This is a genomic window from Parapedobacter soli, assembly GCF_025460835.1.
GTDB classification, from domain to species: Bacteria; Bacteroidota; Bacteroidia; order Sphingobacteriales; family Sphingobacteriaceae; genus Parapedobacter; species Parapedobacter soli.
The window spans coordinates 26,940-45,913 of the sequence record NZ_JAMXAY010000032.1; the positions used below are offsets into that span (position 1 = coordinate 26,940).

At 52.2% G+C, this 18,974-nt stretch carries 13 protein-coding genes; 5 read left to right on the forward strand and 8 right to left on the reverse strand.

From position 1 onward, the window contains the following. Positions 1 to 126: 126 nt before the first annotated feature. On the reverse strand, positions 127 to 4,137 hold the full coding sequence (locus NGM62_RS13990; protein WP_262248843.1) for a hybrid sensor histidine kinase/response regulator transcription factor: 4,011 nt from the start codon (positions 4,135 to 4,137) through the stop codon (positions 127 to 129). 79 nt (positions 4,138 to 4,216) lie between these two features. Between NGM62_RS13990 and NGM62_RS13995 the strand changes: the two genes are divergently transcribed. After that, positions 4,217 to 4,423 carry a hypothetical protein gene (locus NGM62_RS13995; protein WP_262248844.1) on the forward strand — a complete coding sequence of 69 codons (207 nt, stop codon included), beginning with the start codon at positions 4,217 to 4,219 and terminating at the stop codon, positions 4,421 to 4,423. Between the two features lie 57 nt (positions 4,424 to 4,480). On the opposite strand, the gene typA is transcribed toward NGM62_RS13995, so the two are convergent. After that, complete coding sequence (gene typA, locus NGM62_RS14000; protein ID WP_262248846.1) at positions 4,481 to 6,286, reverse strand: translational GTPase TypA; 1,806 nt, start codon at positions 6,284 to 6,286, stop codon at positions 4,481 to 4,483. Positions 6,287 to 6,367: 81 nt separating this feature from the next. Further along, positions 6,368 to 7,564, reverse strand: a complete 1,197-nt coding sequence (gene kbl, locus NGM62_RS14005) for a glycine C-acetyltransferase (RefSeq protein ID WP_262248847.1) — start codon at positions 7,562 to 7,564, stop codon at positions 6,368 to 6,370. A gap of 146 nt (positions 7,565 to 7,710) precedes the next feature. Between kbl and NGM62_RS14010 the strand changes: the two genes are divergently transcribed. Then, the gene (locus NGM62_RS14010) at positions 7,711 to 9,024 is read left to right on the forward strand and encodes a nicotinamide mononucleotide adenylyltransferase (RefSeq protein ID WP_262248848.1); all 1,314 of its coding nucleotides are present in this window, start codon (positions 7,711 to 7,713) and stop codon (positions 9,022 to 9,024) included. 7 nt (positions 9,025 to 9,031) lie between these two features. Then, on the forward strand, positions 9,032 to 9,541 hold the full coding sequence (gene idi, locus NGM62_RS14015) for an isopentenyl-diphosphate Delta-isomerase (RefSeq protein ID WP_262248849.1): 510 nt from the start codon (positions 9,032 to 9,034) through the stop codon (positions 9,539 to 9,541). An 18-nt stretch (positions 9,542 to 9,559) separates the two neighbouring features. On the opposite strand, the gene NGM62_RS14020 is transcribed toward idi, so the two are convergent. After that, a complete protein-coding gene (locus NGM62_RS14020; RefSeq protein WP_262248850.1) occupies positions 9,560 to 10,126 on the reverse strand; it encodes a hypothetical protein in 567 nt (188 codons plus the stop codon). Positions 10,127 to 10,258: 132 nt separating this feature from the next. Here NGM62_RS14020 and NGM62_RS14025 point away from each other — a divergent pair, with 132 nt between their 5' ends. Then, on the forward strand, positions 10,259 to 11,839 hold the full coding sequence (locus tag NGM62_RS14025; RefSeq protein ID WP_262248851.1) for a S41 family peptidase: 1,581 nt from the start codon (positions 10,259 to 10,261) through the stop codon (positions 11,837 to 11,839). Between the two features lie 9 nt (positions 11,840 to 11,848). On the opposite strand, the gene NGM62_RS14030 is transcribed toward NGM62_RS14025, so the two are convergent. Continuing rightward, a complete protein-coding gene (locus NGM62_RS14030; RefSeq protein ID WP_262248852.1) occupies positions 11,849 to 12,514 on the reverse strand; it encodes an ABC transporter ATP-binding protein in 666 nt (221 codons plus the stop codon). Positions 12,515 to 12,840: 326 nt separating this feature from the next. Between NGM62_RS14030 and NGM62_RS14035 the strand changes: the two genes are divergently transcribed. Further along, positions 12,841 to 14,100, forward strand: a complete 1,260-nt coding sequence (locus NGM62_RS14035) for an MFS transporter (protein ID WP_315975873.1) — start codon at positions 12,841 to 12,843, stop codon at positions 14,098 to 14,100. A 6-nt stretch (positions 14,101 to 14,106) separates the two neighbouring features. Here the strand turns inward: NGM62_RS14035 and NGM62_RS14040 are convergent, their stop codons facing one another. From NGM62_RS14040 to NGM62_RS14050, 3 genes are all read right to left on the reverse strand, one after another. Beyond that, positions 14,107 to 16,479 (reverse strand): ABC transporter permease, encoded by a 2,373-nt coding sequence (locus tag NGM62_RS14040; RefSeq protein WP_262248853.1) that lies wholly within the window; start codon positions 16,477 to 16,479, stop codon positions 14,107 to 14,109. Between the two features lie 165 nt (positions 16,480 to 16,644). Beyond that, positions 16,645 to 17,187 (reverse strand): NUDIX hydrolase, encoded by a 543-nt coding sequence (locus NGM62_RS14045; RefSeq protein WP_262248854.1) that lies wholly within the window; start codon positions 17,185 to 17,187, stop codon positions 16,645 to 16,647. Between the two features lies 1 nt (position 17,188). Next, the gene (locus NGM62_RS14050; RefSeq protein WP_262248855.1) at positions 17,189 to 18,928 is read right to left on the reverse strand and encodes a phospho-sugar mutase; all 1,740 of its coding nucleotides are present in this window, start codon (positions 18,926 to 18,928) and stop codon (positions 17,189 to 17,191) included. Positions 18,929 to 18,974 lie beyond the last annotated feature (46 nt).

Consider the following 18,974-nt stretch of genomic DNA (forward strand, 5'->3'; position numbering starts at 1 on the left):
GCGTCCCCGCATTGGCGAGGTAGCTATTAGCTAGTGACAAAGCTAGTATGGTGTACTGTTTACCAGGGGCTATCTACGTTAACAATTGGGGGCAGTTTTGTTAACAATACGGTTTCAGAGTAGGCTTTACGCCTCTTTTCGGTATGTCGAAGGCGATGTATTATATAATGCTTTGAAATATTTGCTGAATTGCTTGGGACTTCCGAAGCCAACCTCGTAGGCGACTTCCGCTACGGTCATACCTGATTGGGCCAGCAGCTGTGCAGCACGTCTGAGCCGTGCGATGCGGATAAACTCCGACGGGCTGTGCCCGGTCAGGGTAAGCACCCGCTTGTACAGCCCTACCCGGCTTACATTCATCTTATCGGCCAGTAGTTCTACCGTAAAGTCGGTGTCGCCCATGTGTTCTTCCACCACCTCCAGTGCTTTACGCATGAATCGCTCATCGGCTGAAACCACCTTTTTGGCCATCGGCTGGATATCGACACGCTTCTTGAACGTCCGCTCCATGGATTCTTGCTGTTTAAGGATACTACCGAGCTTGGAGCGCAGCAGCTCGAAGTTGAAAGGCTTCGTGATGTAATCGGTAGCACCCGCTTCGATGCCTGCCAGCTGCATACTGTCTTCGGCCATGGCCGTGAGCAGCACTACCGGGATATGCCGCGTACGGCTATCGCCCTTCAGGCGGCGGCACAGCGCAATCCCATCGTCGCCGGGCATACTCACATCGGCCACGACGATATCGGGGTGCAGTGCCAGGGCCTGTGTCCATCCTGTCGCCGCGTCACTGGCCTCATACACGGCAAAAGAAGCCCGCAGGTTATCTTTCAGGTAGAAACGGAAATCATCGTCGTCATCCACGAGCAGCACGCGCTTCAGGCCCGTCTTTTGCGCCTTATCAGGCTGCCGCGATGATGTTCCGGGGTGCTCCGGCGAGAGCCGCGGTTGGGCAACCAAGGGCAGTTTGACGGTAAATGTGCTTCCATTATCACCGGTGCTTGCTACTGCAATGCTACCATTGAGCAATTCGATGTATTCTTTCGTGATAGCCAGTCCGATACCGTTCCCGCGATTGAGCATCCCGATAGGCGCATCGTGCTGGAAATAACGGTCGAAAATGCGTTCGCGATCCGCTGGCGGTATACCAATACCGGTATCGCTTACGGTGAGGGTAAGCATGGGGCCGAGGACCGCTTCAACGGTGATTTCACCGCCTGCAGGTGTAAACTTGAATGCGTTGGAAAGCAGGTTGAACAAGATCCGTTCGAGTTTATCGTGATCGAATGATACGCGGTAATGTGTCTCATTGATGGATAGCCGGTACCTTACATGCTTGCTTTCCGCAAGATCGGTGAATGCATCGAAATGGAGATGGATTGCAGCTGCGATATCCCCATCTTCAAGATTCGGCTTCAGCGCCTGCATATCTATCTTCCGGAAATCCAGCAGCTGATTGACCAAATTCAGGAGGCGCTTTGCGTTGCGCTGCACCACGGTGAGATGGCGCGTTGTCGGCTCAGAAGACGCCTCGCGCATCAATTTGTCGAGTGGGGCCAATATGAGGTTGATAGGTGTACGGAACTCATGGCTCACATTGGTGAAAAACCGGGTTTTCATTTGATCGAGTGCCGCAATCTGCCGGGCTTGCTCCCGCTCTTGCTGCAGCGCGAACCGGGTTTTCTCGCGGGTCCGTTCAATATGGCGGATGGTGAGGATAGCTCCTACAAAAAGTGCCGTATAGATAAGGTAGGCCCAGGCGGTTTTCCAGAATGGCGGTGAGATGGTAATACGGGCCAGGGTGTAAGGCTCGCTCCATGTCTCACCGTCGGCCGATACCATAACCCGGAAGCGATAAGTCCCCGGATCGAGGTTGGTGAACGTCGCCTTACGACTCTGGCGATCCAGGGACAACCACGTGTCATCAAACCCTTCCAGTTGGTAACGCAGGGTAGTGCGGTCTTTGTTCAGGAACTGTAAAGATGCAACCACCAAGCCCAGCACGTTCTCGTCGTGCGAGAGTGTGATGTTTTCCTTTGTTCGCCACTCCGCCACGTCGATGCTACGGTCGAACAATTGGAAATCGACCAGCATGGGCACGGCCAGGCTTGCCGTATGTTGGATTTGCAGCGGGTCGACAATATTAAAGCCCGCCGGGCCACCGAAGAGCAGTTCACCCGTCGACAATAAGAGTGCAGCATTTTCATTGAATGCGGTGGCCTGCAATCCGTCGCGCCGATCGTAATTGCGGAACCGCCACCGGGTGGCGTCGGCCGGCGACTCATGGATGGCCGAAAGGCCTTTTGCCGTACTCACCCAGATGGTGCCCTGACGATCTTCGAGGATGGTCAGCACCGTATTATCGGGCAGTCCATCTTCCACCCCGAAGGTATGGAAGGTCCCTGTTGCCTCATCGTACAGATTGAGCCCTTCACGGGTTGCTACCCACAGCCGTTGCCGGCTGTCCTCCGCGATATCGGTTACGTAATCGTTGCTCAGGCTCCGCGGGTCTTGTGGATTATAGGCATAGCGGCTGTAATCCCCTTGGGCCGACAGCCGCTCCACGCCTGTAGCTGTACCAAACCACACCGCCCCGTTATGGTCTTCCCGGATTGCCGAAATATAGCCGGCCGGAGTAAACCCCGGATCGCCGACTTCGGGCCTGGTGAATGTTTCGGTCTCCTTATCCATTAGGTTAAGCCCGCCGGAAAGCGTACCTACCCAAAGCCGCCCCTGCGAGTCGCGGTAAATTTCCCACACACTGTTATCGCTGATGCTACGGGCGTCGGCAGGGTCGTGCAGGTATCGGGTAAACCGTTTGCCATCGAACCGGTTTAACCCACCGTGATACGTGCCTATCCACAACGTACCATCCTCATCGAGGAAAAGGCTCACGATTACGTCGCTGCCGATACTGCGGGGATCGGCGGGGTCGTTACGGTATTGGGTGAACTGCCCGGTACTCCGGTTGAAATAGAGCAGTCCGCCGCCGTTGGTCCCAATCCAGACGTTCCCCAGGCTATCTTCCACAAACCGGTTGATATCGTCGAAAGGCAGCCCGTCTGGTGCCCCGCTATGGTGCTGGAAAACAGGAAACTGGATTTGGTGGGGGTGATAATAGCTTATACCACCTTTGAAGGTACCCACCCACATGATGCCGTCGCCATCGTTATACAACGCGGTAACGCTGTTGTGTTTCAGCGACCGCGCGTCGAACTCGTCATGCATCAGATAGGTAACCCGCTCGCTTTGCGGGTCTACCAGATTGACACCGCCATGGTCGGTAGCAATCCATAGCTGCCCCTGGATATCCTGACTGATATTGAAGACGATCATGTTGTTCAGCCGCATACCGTCGGAGGTGGTGGAAAGATGCCGGGGTATCCGTTGGGTATCGGGCCACCAGAATACGCCCAGGGGCAGGTTATCGGCATAAACCCAGGGGCGCCCATCGCGGTCAATAAATACCTGATAGTCGGCGACGGTTGCTGCGCCGGCAGGATATAACGATTGCGACCACTTGACCGAGAGCGACTGTCCATCTAACCGCTTCACATAGCCGTGGTCATCGACCGTCCAGACATCACCGTCGACACCCAATGCCACGCCTGTAGTCAGGCCCGGCCGCTCTGGCGTAAGTACGGCGGTGACGCTATCGGACTGGCTTTCGTAGCGATACAGCGTGTTGTTGGCCAAGAGGAACCAATACCGTCCATGAGGGTCGCGCTCGATAGACAGCACGTCGCCCCCCGGCATGCCCATTTCACGCAGCACACTGTCGGCACGGCGGATAAAGCTCTCCCGGCCGGGATCGTAGATATTCACCCCCAAGGGTGTGCGTACCCACAGCCGCCCGCCGGGCCCTAGAAACAAATCATTTATACCGTTATCGACCAAGCTGCTTTCCTGGGTAGGCACGTGTCGGAACACCTTGAATTCATGTGCATCGTAGCGGTTCAGGCCAACGGGAGTGCCAAACCATACGAAGCCCCTTTCATCTTTAACGATCGCGGTAATGTGGTTGTGCGACAGTCCGTCATCTACATCCAGTTGCTGGAATTGCAATGTTTGGGCAGCGGCAGGCATATACCATCCCCAGTACCCCGCGACCGCTAATATAATCCAGCAAAAACGCAACATGGCTCGATGACTTTAGCCAAACCTACGAATTATTTCGCTAACGCATGAGCTTCATTTCATCACTTTTGTAGTGATTTTGATGACACTGGTTTTCCAGGGGCCCACACTGCCGTTATTTATACGTTGGCTCAAGGAAGAAGAGATAGATGAAGCGGTAGACCAAATGGAGTCCATCCGGCTACGCCTCCGTGCGGAGGCTGCAGAAGAAAATCTCGCTGGAGCTACTTTAACTACAGCGCCGAACTCCACCGGATCGGCGAAGAGAGCCGCTACGACGAGGAGGTAATCCGCGATCTGGAGGGTAGTCTCGACTTGGAAGAAGCCCGGCTTAACAAGTGTTCACCTACTGGAATTTCTTTGCGTTCACCTTCCGCTCGTTTTCCGTAAGGTATATTTTGCGGAGCCGGATGCTCTTCGGGGTCACCTCGATGTATTCGTCCGCTTGGATATATTCCATCGACTCTTCCAGTGAAAACTTGACGGCAGGTGCAATACGCACGTTATCATCACTGCCCGAGGCCCGCATGTTGGTGAGTTGTTTGCCCTTCACCAGGTTGACCACCAAATCATTATCACGGATGTGCTCACCCACAATCTGGCCTTCGTAGATATCTACGCCGGGGTCGACAAAGAAACGGCCGCGGTCCTGCAGCTTATCGATGGAATAAGCAGTTGTCTGCCCCTTTTCCATCGAAACCAGTACACCCGCCATGCGACCGGGAATAGGGCCTTTCCAAGGCTCATAGGCCTTGAAGCGGTGTGCCATCACAGCCTCGCCGGCTGTGGCAGTAAGCACGTTATTGCGCAGCCCAATGATACCCCGTGCGGGGATGTCGAATTCGAGGTGCTGCATATCACCCTTTGTCTCCATAATCAGCAATTCACCCTTGCGTTGGGTTACCAACTCGATTACCTTGCCCGAAACATCTGCCGGCACATCGACCACGAGTGTTTCGATAGGCTCGCACTTTACGCCGTCGATTTCCTTGATGATGACCTGCGGCTGGCCGACCTGCAACTCATACCCTTCACGGCGCATGGTCTCAATCAGCACAGACAGGTGAAGAATCCCCCGTCCATACACCAAATACGAGTCTGGCGAATCGGTCTGGACGACCTTTAGTGCGAGGTTTTTCTCCGTTTCTTTATACAACCGCTCCTGGAGGTGTCGCGAGGTCACGAATTTGCCCTCTTTACCAAAGAACGGTGAGTTGTTGATGGTGAAGAGCATGTTCATTGTAGGCTCATCAATATGGATGACCTCCAATTGCTCGGGGTTATCAAAGTCGGCTAGGGTATCACCGATATCGAACCCATCGATGCCCACCACCGCACAGATATCGCCGGCTTTTACTTCCTGCACCTTCACGCGGCCCAAGCCTTCGAAGGTATGTAGCTCTTTGACCCGCGATTTCACGATCTTGCCGTCGCGTTTGACGAGTGATACGGGTTGGTTCTCACGGACAGACCCACGGGCCACGCGGCCGATGGCAATCCGGCCTACAAACGACGAATAGTCCAATGATGTCACCTGCATCTGCAACGTTCCCTCCTGGTAAGGGGCCGCAGGTATGTGCTCCAATATCGCCTCCAGCAATGGGGTGAAATCCTCGGCAGGCTGTTTCCAGTCGGTACCCATCCAGCCTTGCTTGGATGAACCGTACAGCACCGGGAAATCGAGCTGCTCTTCGGTAGCATCAAGGTTGAAAAACAATTCGAAGACCGCTTCGTACACCTCATCGGGACGGCAGTTTTCCTTATCGACCTTATTGACCACCACAATGGGCTTAAGCCCTAATGCAAGTGCCTTTTGGGTTACGAAACGCGTCTGCGGCATGGGGCCTTCGAAGGCATCGACCAACAAGATGACACCGTCGGCCATCTTCAATACGCGCTCCACCTCACCGCCGAAGTCGGCGTGGCCGGGTGTGTCAATGATATTTATCTTGACATCTTTGTATTTTACGGCGACGTTTTTAGAAACGATGGTGATGCCGCGTTCACGTTCGAGGTCGTTGTTGTCTAATATGAGTTCGCCAGACTGTTCATTGTCGCGGAAGAGATTGGTGAAATGAAGGATTTTATCCACCAAGGTCGTTTTACCATGATCCACGTGGGCGATAATGGCTATATTTCTGATTTTCTGCATCCCGTACGGGTATTAAAATTGAGGGTGCGAAGGTACGGAAAATCTATGGAATTTTATTGCCCCTTGTTATTTTTTATGGAGCTATCCTGCCGTGATGACTCCCAGTTCCTTCCCTATTTTCGTAAAAGCGGCTATTGCTTTATCCAAATGGCGCTGTTCATGGGCGGCCGACAGCTGTACGCGTATGCGCGCTTTCCCTTTCGGCACCACGGGATAATAAAAGCCGATGACATAAATCCCTTCTGCCAGCATCCGGGCCGCAAATTCCTGCGCCAAAGGCGCATCGTATAGCATGACGGGCACAATGGGGTGTACCCCCGGCTTGATGTCGAACCCGGCCGCAGTCATCTTTTCGCGGAAGTATTTCGTGTTGTATTCCAACTTATCGCGCAATTCGGTCGTATCGCTGAGCATCTCCAACACGGCGATCGATGCTCCCGCTATGGCGGGTGCCAACGTATTGGAAAAAAGATATGGGCGGGAGCGCTGCCGCAGCATTTCGATGATTTCCTTACGGCCCGACGTGAATCCGCCGGAGGCCCCACCGAGTGCTTTGCCGAGGGTCCCCGTGATGACGTCTACGCGGTCTATCACGTTATGCAGTTCGTGCGTGCCGCGGCCGGTTTTGCCGATAAATCCGGTACAGTGCGACTCATCGATCATCACAAGTGCTTCATACTTATCGGCTAGATCGCAGATGGCATCCAACGGCGCTATGCTGCCATCCATGGAGAATGCACCATCCGTGACGATGATACGATGGCGTGTCCCTTGAGCAGCTTTGAGCTGCGTTTCAAGGTCGTCCATATCGCAGTTCTTATAGCGGAACCGTTGGGCCTTGCAAAGCCGTACACCGTCTATGATCGAGGCGTGGTTCAGCTCATCGGAGATGATTGCATCTTCAGGGCCGAACAATGGCTCGAACACCCCACCGTTGGCATCGAAGGCTGCGGCATAGAGGATGGTGTCTTCCGTGCCCAGAAACTCGGAAATCTTGGCCTCCAATGCCTTGTGTATATCCTGCGTACCACAGATGAAACGCACTGACGACATGCCATAACCACGGGTATCAATGGCTCGTTTGGCGGCCTCAATGACCTTTGGATGCGATGATAGCCCCAAATAATTGTTTGCGCAGAAATTAATCACTTCCGCACCGCTGTCGATGCGGATATCAGCCCCCTGTGGGGAGACGATTATCCGTTCATCTTTATATAAGCCGGCGTCTTTAATAGCCTGAAGCTCCTTCTGTAATGTGGGTTGGAGGGTCTTGTACATGATAGTTATAAGTCAAAAATCGTAAGTTGGCAGCCGCTATTCGTAAGTGCTAGTTAAAGTCTTCTGTTGCGGGCCCCGTGTGCAGCGTCAAAAGTCGAAAATTAAATCGCTAATTCAAAATCCGCGGCATTAGCTATCTTTGCGGCATGGCACGAGAAATCTATGAAACCAAACAGAAGGCGCTAAAGATCAATCTCAATGAGAAAATATACGGCACCTTCGCCGAAATCGGTGCCGGCCAAGAGGTAGCCCGGAATTTTTTCAACGCAGGGGCGGCATCGGGCACTATTGCCAAAACGATATCGGCGTACGATATGGCCTTCAGCGATGCAATCTATGGTTCTGAGGAGTCGGGCCGCTATGTAAGCCAGTCGCGCTTGAGTAAGATGCTCGAACATGAATACGAATTGCTCACCGAACGGCTGGTGGGCGAGAAATACCAGTATAAGCGATTATTTGCATTTGCCAACACCGTCGCAGCACTCAATTTCAACAAAACGAACGAGCCGCATGGCTGGATCGGCCTCCGTTTCCAGCATGAGGTGGGCGGCGCGCCAAACGATATCATCTTCCATGTACGGCTGCTCGACAGCGACAACCTCCTTCAGCAAAAAGTGCTGGGCGTCTTGGGCGTCAACCTCGTTTTCGCAGCACACTACTACATCCGTGATGTGCAGACGATGATTGAATCCCTGGCCGACAACCTCTCGGCCGGTGCGGTGGAAATAGACCTCGTGAAAGTAAACGGCCCTGTTTTCGAAGGCGTAAACGAGCGGCTCATCAACTTATACCTCATTGCCAAAGGCTTCTCAAAGGCCGCAATCTTTAACCCGGAAGGGTTGGCGTACCAGAGCAAAGATTTCCTGTATAAGAAAGACATCATGATCTTGCGGACCAAGTACCGCCAGAAGTCGAACCCCAACTTTGACTTATTCAATTTGGCGGTAGACCAGTTCAAGCGCAATGTTGGCATAAAGGATGAAAACCTCGTGGTGATGATTGAAGTGCTTATGAGCAATGTGCTCGACCGGACACCGGAGTTTACTGCCGACGACCTGTGTTATTTTGCCGAGCGCGCCGAATACCTCTGCAGCACGGGCAACCACATTTTAGTATCAAACTTTACAAGGAACCATTATCTAGCGGAATACCTGGCCCAGTTTAAGCCCCGCAACGTAGGAATCTCTACCAACATATCGAACCTCCGTAATATTTTCAATTCCAAACAGTATACGAAGGGTAATTATACAGACGAACTACTGTCATACGTCAGCGGGCTGTTCAGCAAGAACGTCAAGCTGTACGCCTACCCGTACCTCCAGAGACAGCGCAATGAAATCATCACCACGGCGAATATGCCGGTTTCGGCTGAAGCGCGCCCACTATTTGATTTCCTCGTGCAAAACAAGTATATTATCGACATTGAAAACTATGACGAGCGGCACGTAAAAACCGTGTGATCAGCGTATGGAAGAGCAGGTTATATTGGTTGATGAACAGGATCGTGCAATTGGCACAATGGGGAAACTAGCGGCCCACCGCGAGGGGTTGCTGCACCGGGCCATCAGTGTTTTCATTTTTGATACTGAGGGGAAGCTATTACTCCAGCAGCGTGCTGCTCATAAATACCATACGGCAAACCTGTGGGCCAACACGTGCTGTAGCCATCCGTTACCGGGCGAAGCTGCAATCGATGCCGCGCACCGCCGGTTGCAGGAGGAGATGGGCATGGAAACCGAGCTTTCTTTTGCATTCGCCTTCCAGTACCGGGCGGCGTTTGACAACGGTTTGATAGAGCATGAGCTAGACCACGTATTCATCGGCCATAGCAACGATGTGCCAACGCCCAACCCGGCAGAAGTCGCTAATTACCGATGGCTGGACCAACGGGCCATCGAAGCTGATATCCATGCCCACCCCGAACGGTATACCGCATGGTTCAAGCTGATTTATCAACGGGCATTCGATTGGCGTTAGGCCGCGCGACGGTTCCGGTTAGTACAGCCGCTTTACCAACTGTTCTTCCACAGCCTTGAATACCTGTAGTGGCTTTTGGTTCCGCCAACTTAAATCATCCAGTGCACCACCGAAATTGATAAAATAATCAATATTACCCGTCTTAAATTCCTCAACTACATGGTCGCGGAAGTTGATACCCGCAATCCATCCATCCTCGATGTCCTGAAACCACTCTTCGTAGTAACAATCGTCGGAAGCATGGAAATTCAACACATTTTCGCCAATAACGATAAATTTATGTATTCCGGCTCGCACCATAAGGTCTATTACCTCCCTTTTGAGCAGCATAATATCATTATAGATGGCATCATTCCACTCGCCTATCAGCTCGATGATGGCGTAATGCCGGGAATAATCGGCGAATAGGACTTTCAGGTACAGGGTACTGGAGCCGAAGCTGTCCCACTGGGGGTGCAGCAGGAAGTTATAGACCTGTTTATCAAACTCAAATTCGCTGTACTCCATGCCGTAAAACGGGGAATGTTCATCTTCGGCAGCGATGTAATCATCCCTCCAGCGGTAATATGGCTCTATCTCGTGCATCGCTCTTCCATTTTCTGCAAAAATCGGAATATTCCGTGACAACTTAAAGCCGCGTGAGGACATTGTAAATTTTGCGTGTTAGCTGTGGAAAATGGCGAAAACTGTTTAATTTAGCGTCTGTTATCTAAGGATATGCGCAGAGAGACGAAAAAAAATTTGTTTGTGGCTGGCACCTATGGTGCTGTGTTGTTTCTGGGGTTGTTGCTGGGAAAGAATTTCACTGACGAGAACTCACGTACCGGGCGGAACAATTTATTTCCCTTGGGCATTATCGATAACTCCAGCAAGGTACAGCGCATGATTGATCTGATTGCCGAAAACTACGTGGATAGTGTCGGTGTCGACGCATTACAGGAGCTGGCCATCGACGAGATTGTAGACCAGCTGGATCCCCATTCCGAATACCTCCGTCCCAATGAAGCGCTCCAACAGCACGAGACCCTGGAGGGCAGTTTTGAGGGGATCGGCATCGAATATTACATCTTGAATGATACGTTGATGACCGTTGGCCTCATTCCCGACGGCCCTGCCCAACGGGCGGGTATGCGTGTGGGCGACAAGCTTCTGGCTATCAACGGGGACACCATCGCCGGAAAGCCCATCTCCGAAAAAATGCTTGAAAAAAAAATCCGCGGACGCCGGGGTACGGCTATCGAGATTGCCATACACCGCAACGGCACTGACCTAGGGCTACCCCTCAAGGTAATGCGCGACCGTGTAGAAGTGAGCAGTATCGACGCGGCATACCTGATTGACAGTGTGACGGCCTACATCAAAATCAGGCGGTTCGGGGCCCGCACGGCGGAGGATTTCGAGCGATCGCTCAGCAACCTCAAAAAACAGGGCGCACAGCGCCTTGTACTGGACCTGCGCGAAAACGGCGGGGGTTACTTCAACGCCGCAACGGCGTTGGCCAGCCATTTTTTCGATAGCAAGCAACTGATTGTCTATACGGAAGGGGCCCACGAACCGCGGGTAGATTATTATTCAAGCGCCGATGGTTTATTCGGCAACGGTGAGTTGGCGGTATTGATCGATGAAAACTCGGCTTCTGCAAGTGAGATTGTTGCGGGAGCGATCCAAGACCTCGAACGGGGCATCATTGTGGGCCGGAAGTCCTATGGCAAAGCCTTGGTACAGGAGCAGTTCGGCTTTGGCGACGGCTCTGCCCTGAACCTGACGGTGGCCAGGTACTACACCCCGTTGGGGCGGTGCATCCAGAAATCGTATAAAGCAAATTCAGACAGCATCCTATACACTGCCCATCTGCCGGCGCTGGGCCAACCCGACACCGTAACGTACACCACCACTTCGGGCAAGCATGTTTATGGCGGTGGCGGCATATCGCCGGATGTATTCGTACCGGCAGACAGTAACCGGGCTAGTACCTTATACCGCAAGATACGGAAGGCAAGCCTCATTGAAACCTATGTTTATAGCCGGCTGACGAAATCTGTGCCAACCTACTCGGTTGAAAATTACCTCAAAGGCTACTTCCTGCCCGAGGAGGAATACGGTCGTTTCCTACAGTATATCCGTGATAATGGATTGGAATACAGTGCAGATGAGGTGGATGCCACCCAATCAATGGTACGCTCCGATATCGAAGCGTTGTTAGGCCGCTATTATTTCGGCAGTGAGGCGTTTTTCAAGGTGAAGAACCGCTCGGATAAGGTGGTGGCCCAAGCATTGCTCGCCCTACAGGGCGAGTAACCGCCGGGGTTATTTCACAATCTGCCCATCAAGCAACTCGATGATCCGGTTGCCGTATGCCGCATTTTTCTCCGAGTGGGTCACCTGCACAATGGTAACGCCGTCTTCTTCATTGAGCTGCTTGAACAGGTTCATGATTTCGTCTCCCTGTTTCGAATTTAGGTTCCCTGTTGGCTCATCAGCCAGCAACAGCTTGGGCGTGGTAGCCAACGCACGGGCAATGCCCACCAACTGCTGCTGCCCTCCGGAAAGTTGTGTGGGAAACAGGTCTTTCTTGCCCACGATTCCGAAGCGGTCGAGCATGTCGGCTACAATGGCTTTGCGTTCACTGCTCTTAAGGTTCTTATAGATAAGCGGCGTTTCAATGTTTTCATAGACCGTGAGCTCATCGATGAGGTGGTATGCCTGAAAGACGAAGCCAATGTACTGCTTATACAGTGCGGAACGCTGTTTTTCCTTCAGCCGCAGCACGCTGTCGCCCATCAACTGGTACTCGCCCTCATCAGGCTCATCCAGCAAACCCAGGATATGGAGGAGGGTGGACTTCCCCGAACCCGAGGGGCCCATGATAGATACAAATTCTCCTTCCTTAATGTGGAGGTTGACATCTTTCAATACAAATGCACGGGTCCCACCCACATTGTACCATTTGAATATGTTAGTTAATTGAATCATTATGAGTATTTAGTACTTAGTAGTTAGCCCGCTCCGTTGTCAACTGCCCATGCTCAAATATATTAATATATCGCGTAAGCGCCTGCCAAAACCCATCCATTATTATAACAAGCTAATGGAAAGCGGTTTGCACAAAAACAGAAACAGCAAAGTGTCCGGTTCCGAACAGCTTTATGTCCGGTTCCGGACACTGTCTCGTTCAACGTGGCTGCCTCCATATCAATATAATATCATTTTTTTGTTGTTTTATTGCTACCTATAAAACACATCGGAAAATGACGTACCTTTGTGTCCGTTTTACACTAAGGCTGTAGAACAATAGATATATGCAATTGAAGAAAAGCTTACTTGCGCTTTTATTTGGCGGTCTGGGCATCGGCATTACGGAATTCGTGATGATGGGTTTGCTGGAAGAGATTGCCCTTGATCTAACTATTGATATTCCCACTGCGGGTCACCTGATCGCCGCTTATGCGGTTGGTGTGGTCATCGGGGCTCCCCTGCTTGTGGTGATTGCCGGCAAGTATCCACCAAAGCGCATCCTCATCGGACTGATGTTGCTGTTTACCATTTTCAATGCATTTACGGCATTTGCGCCGACCTACGGGTCGTTATTGATTTCGCGGATCCTTGCCGGGTTGCCACACGGTGCATTCTTCGGCGTGGGCTCGGTGGTAGCCAGCCGACTGGCGCAACCGGGCAAAGCCGCCCAAGCTATTTCCGTCATGTTTGCCGGCCTCACCATTGCCAACCTCATTGGTGTGCCCCTGGGTACCTATATCGGCCACCACTTCATGTGGCGCTATTCGTTTGCCATCGTAGTACTGGTAGGCATCATCACCTTGCTTGCGTTAAAATTCTGGATGCCCAACATGCCTGCGAAGCAAGCGGCCAGCGTGAAGACGCAATTACGTTTCTTCAAACGGCGCGAAGCTTGGCTGATTGTGGGCATGATCGCTATCGGAACGGGTGGCCTGTTCTCGTGGTATAGTTACATTTCGCCGTTGATGACCAAGGTTGCGGGTTTCTCCGAGTCGTCGATGACCTACATCCTGATGTTGGCCGGCCTCGGCATGTTTTTCGGCAACCTATTGGGTGGCCGTTTGGCCGACCTCGTTTCGCCGGCCAAAGCCTCCATTATATTGCTCACTGCGATGGTGGTCGAACTGGTTGTGCTGCACTACGTGGCGGTCTATCCCATCCCCTCATTGGTGATGACATTCCTTTTGGGCGGTACTTCTTTCGCGTTAGGTGCACCGATACAGATGTTGATGATCAATACGGCCAAAGGGGCAGAAATGCTGGCCGCTTCGGTAAGCCAGGCAAGCTTCAACATCGGGAACGCGTTGGGCGCCTTTTTAGGCGGCTTGCCCATCGCCATGGGTTATGGCTATAGTTCGCCGGAATGGGTGGGCGCGGCCATGGCGGGGGGTGGGGCTTTGTTTGCTTTGGCCTTTATTGCCCATCAAAAACGGGCAGCGCGTTTGGCAATGGTGCCGGAATCCATGGAAACCGCCCTCCCTATTGAGCAACAACCGGCGATGGAAGACACTACCGTAGCCGAAGAGCCCGAGCCGGTCTGCTAGCGGCCGCTACTCATCCCGCAGGCTATCCACTGGGTTAGCCCGTGCCGCACGTACCGACTGGTACGCGACGGTAAGCAGGGCGACGAGCAATGCTGCGGTGCCAGCCAACGCGAACATCCACCAATGCACGGTAATGCGGTAGGCGAACGTGGCGAGCCATCGATTTACCAATAGGTAAGCCATGGGAAGGGCGATCAGGTTGGCTACCACGAAAATACGGAAGAATGGTCTATTGAGCTGCATAAACAACTGGCCTACCGACGCTCCCAACACCTTACGGATACTCATTTCTTTCTGGCGGATGCTGATGCTGTAGGCTGACATGCTGAACAGCCCCATCATGGCAATGGCAATGGAAAGAACGGTGAATGCGCTGAATGCCGATTCGAGCTGTTCCTGCTGGGCATGCAACGCTGCATACTTCTGATCCACGAATTCATAACGGAAATGCTCACCGTCGAGCCGATTAATGGATTTCCAGTCTTTTTCCAATGCAGCAAGTGTTTGCTGTGCCGTACCGGGTTTAATCCTGATTAGTATCTCTGTTTTAAATTGCCCGCATACACTATTGATCGAATAAACGGTGGGGTGCACCAACTTTTCAAAACCCTGCATTTTACTATCTTTCACCACACCGACGATCTCGAAGTCGGTATCACAGCCGCGGATGGTCTGCCCGATGGGATTTTGCATTCCAAAGACCTTGACCAACGTTTCGTTAACAATGGCCCCTTTCGTAGAGTCGGCCGCAAAAGTCTCCGTAAATGACCTTCCCTTCAACACCTCCATACCCATCGTTTCCATATAATCGAAATCCACGGCTACGTGGTTTGCTTTACGCACCTCGTCCACATGCTGGAACTCCTTCTCAACAGGGCTGATGCCTCCTGGTGTGCTGGTCGCCGCCGTGGCATTTACAATGCCGGGATATGCCTGCATCCGATCGCGAAAAGGTTTGAAATCCGCGGGGTTATTGAGCAGCATCGCGTTCTTGATATACACCAGCTGTGCCGGGTCAAACCCTTTGTCTCCATTCCGCATATAATTCAATTGACGATTGAGGATAAGCATGCCCGAAATGAATACAAGTGCGATAACGAACTGAAAGGTCAATAGTGCGTGGCGGAACCAAGCCGTGCGGTGGCTGGTCTGGAAACTGCCTTTTAATACCGTAACCGGATGATAGCCGGAAAGAATCACAGCGGGATAGATGCCTGACACCAGGGCTGTGAGCACGGCTGCTGTCAGCAATTGCCAGGCAATCCGGCCATTTACGGCAAATGCTGCAAGGTCATACGCCAACCATTTTTGCAGTCCGTTCCTGCAAAGAATCACCAAGCTCCACGCAAGCAACGCGGCCAGCAAACATTGAAGCAAAACCTCCCCCATGAATTGGATGGTCAACCTACTCCGGCTCACCCCGAATACTTTTTTCAGGCCGATTTCCTTGGCCCGCCTATTTGCCTGCGCAATCATGAGGTTAGCGAAATTGATTCCGGCCAACAGTAAAATGACCCCCGACAATATCCCCAATGCCCACACTGTGATGTAACCGGTGTTCGAACCATGTCGGGGTTGCAAATGTAGATTTTTCAGGGGATTAAGGTACGTCTCACCCTTGGCAAATGCCGAAGTAACGGTATGATGCTGTTGCGAAACCTCCTGTCTGTAGAGTTCGTTGATCTTGTGGGCTAATGACGCGACATCGGTGCCCGGTTTTACCTGGATATAGGTTTGATACGGGAGTGGATCACCCTCGGCGTCACCGGCGAGGTCTGCCTTGAAGAAAATCGCATCATAGGTAAGATTGGACAATCCACGTGCCTTGGCAACCCCGTGTACGTATGGGAAAAAACCGCTTTGCTCATTCTGAAGCGCAATTTGCCGAGGTTCAAATACCCGTTCAGGGTGTTGCGGAAACATCGCATCTGCAATGCCGGATGTCACCAGGTTTACCTCGGTTTGATTTTCATCCGTAAGGTTTAAACCATAGGCTTCGACACCAAACATCCTGGCAATGGAGAGGTCGGCCGATTTCCAGTCTTTCACCATGGCTTCACCGTCATCATGTATAAACGCCATTTCCCACGGGAAATAAGACACCCTGCCAACTTCCTCGACTTCCGGCAGCTTCGCTTTGATGGCCGTAGCCAGTGCCGGCGGTGTCAGGTCGGTGTTCGTTCCCTGATAAGTGAGCCCCACCAAATAGATATTTTCATAGTTCGGGTTCCAGCGGTCGTAGCTCGTCTCGCGGTTGATATACAGGTATGCCAGGATAAATCCCGCGAAACCCAGTGCCAGACCGAGGACATTTAGCGATGTAAGCACCTTCGACCGGAGTACATTCCGCCATGCTATCTTCAGGTTATTCAAACTCATGGTTATTCATTTATATTACCCCACCAAATTCACTACCAAACAGTTAACTTGTTGTTTTTCAAATAAGCAAAAAAAGGAGGTCATAACGAAAGTGTCCGGTATCGAACAGTGGTGTTCGATATCGGACACTAAGCTTCATTGACAAAAAAACCTTGACTCGGTGTATTACGAAAGCAAACCCAGCTTCACCAACGCATAAAAAAGCGCAGCAGTGTGCAATGCCTGGCCAAATCGGTTATCGAGTAGCAACTGCTTCAGTTCTGCGGGTGATGCCAACACGACCTCGATTTCTTCCTGGTCGTCGAGGTCCTGTTCCTGCACTTTCACGCCGCCCGTGAGCAGGTAGGTCGTTGTTTTATTGGTGCTGGTGGCAGGGTTGGGAAAGAGCGTGGATAATTCCTCGATGGTATCAAACCGGTATCCCGTTTCTTCCAGTAATTCGCGGCGTGCAGCCTCAACAGCATCCTCGCCGGGGTCGATAACACCTCCGGGAATCTCGAGTACATTCTCCCTCACACCGTGCCGGTATTGTTTCACGAGGATAAACCGGTTGTCGTCTGTAAGTGCCACCATGTTTACCCAATCGGGATATTCCAATACATAATACTCGGGTACGATATGGCCATTGGGCATTCGGCATACATCTTTGCGCAATACAGCCCACGGTGCCCGCACAAGGTATTCGGACGACAAGGTTTCCCACTGCATATCAGGCGATATCTTTCATGATACGCTCTACCCGCCCTTCGAGCTCGCGGCTCACGCGTTCGAAATCTGCCCGATCGGCCAGAGGTTGCCTCACGCTGCAATAGAATTTTATTTTGGGTTCCGTGCCCGACGGCCTTGCCGAAATCACATCACCATCTACCGTGATGAATTGCAGCACATCCGACTTGGGCAGGTTGATGACCGACCGTTTGCCTGTTTTGAGGTTGTACGACTCGCTGGATGCATAATCCTTAATCTCAGCCACGGCGATGCCTCCGAGTGTTTGCGGTGGCTCGCTCCGCAACCGCTCCATCATGGCCTTGATCTCTTCAGCTCCGGCTTTACCTTTTTTCGTCAACGAGATTAACTTCTCCTTATAAAAACCGTGCTGCACATAGAGGTCGATCAACGCATCGAAAAGGGTTTTACCCTGATCTTTATAATACGCCGTCATCTCGGCGATGAATACGGCCGAAACCACAGCGTCTTTATCCCTTACCAGCTCACCTACAAGGTAGCCATAGCTTTCTTCGCCGCCCACAAGGAACCGGCCTTTGCCGTTTTTCCCGGTGATTAGTTCACCGATATATTTAAATCCGGTCAATGTATCGTAATAGGTGACCCCGTAGCGGTTGGCGATATCCGCGATGAGATTGGTCGTCACAATGGTTTTCACCACGTAGTCGTCCGGCTGCAGATCACCTTGTTCCTTCTTCGACGAAAGCACGTAATCGACGAGCAAACTCCCGATTTGGTTGCCGTTCAGCAACTGGTATTCACCGCGGATGTTTTTGGCCGCTGCCCCTACGCGGTCGGCATCCGGGTCGGTAGCGAAAATGACGTCGGCATCGATGCGTTGCCCTGCTTTCACCGCAAGCGACATCGCCTCTTCTTCCTCGGGGTTCGGATAAATCACCGTCGGGAAGTTACCATCCGGCGTAGCTTGCTCTTCAACGACATGTACATGGGTAAACCCCCATCGTGCTAGCGTCGGGGGCACCAAGGTAATCCCCGTGCCGTGTATGGGTGAGTACACGATTTTGAGATCGCTTTGCCTCGTCACCACATCCGGCCGGATAATAAGTTTTGAAATGGCATTAAGGTACGCATCGTCGAGCTCCTTACCTAGCAGCGAGATATTCTCCTCAACCGGCCCGAAGCGGATTTCGCTCGGATCTTTGATCGCGTATACCTCCTTGATGACATTTTTATCGTGCGGCGGCACCAATTGGCCACCATCATTCCAATACGCTTTATAGCCATTGTACTCCTTAGGGTTATGCGAAGCCGTCAGCATCACGCCGGCTTGGCACCCGAGGTGGCGCACAGCGAAGGAAAGGTGTGGCGTGGGGCGCAATTCGGCAAATAGATAAACTTTTATGCCGTTTGCGGAAAATACACCAGCCACCAACCGTGCAAACGCCTGCGAGTTGTTACGGCTATCGTATGAGATAGCCACTTTGACTTGCTTCCCCGGATAGGTTTTGAGCAGGTAGTTGCTCAGTCCCTGCGTAGCCCTACCGATGGTGTACTTGTTCATCCGGTTGGTGCCAACGCCCATGATGCCACGCAGTCCACCGGTACCGAACTCCAGGTCTTTATAAAAACTGTCGGTCAGCTCAGTATACTGCTCGGTGTCAAAAAGCTGCTTGACAGACTGGACAGTCTCTTCATCATAAGGGGCTTTTAGCCAAACTTCAGCGTTTGCCTTTATCGCTGGGTCTATTTGCGGTGTTGTCATGCGGTGAAAATTTTCCTATTGTGCCAAACTTATGCAAAAACCCAGT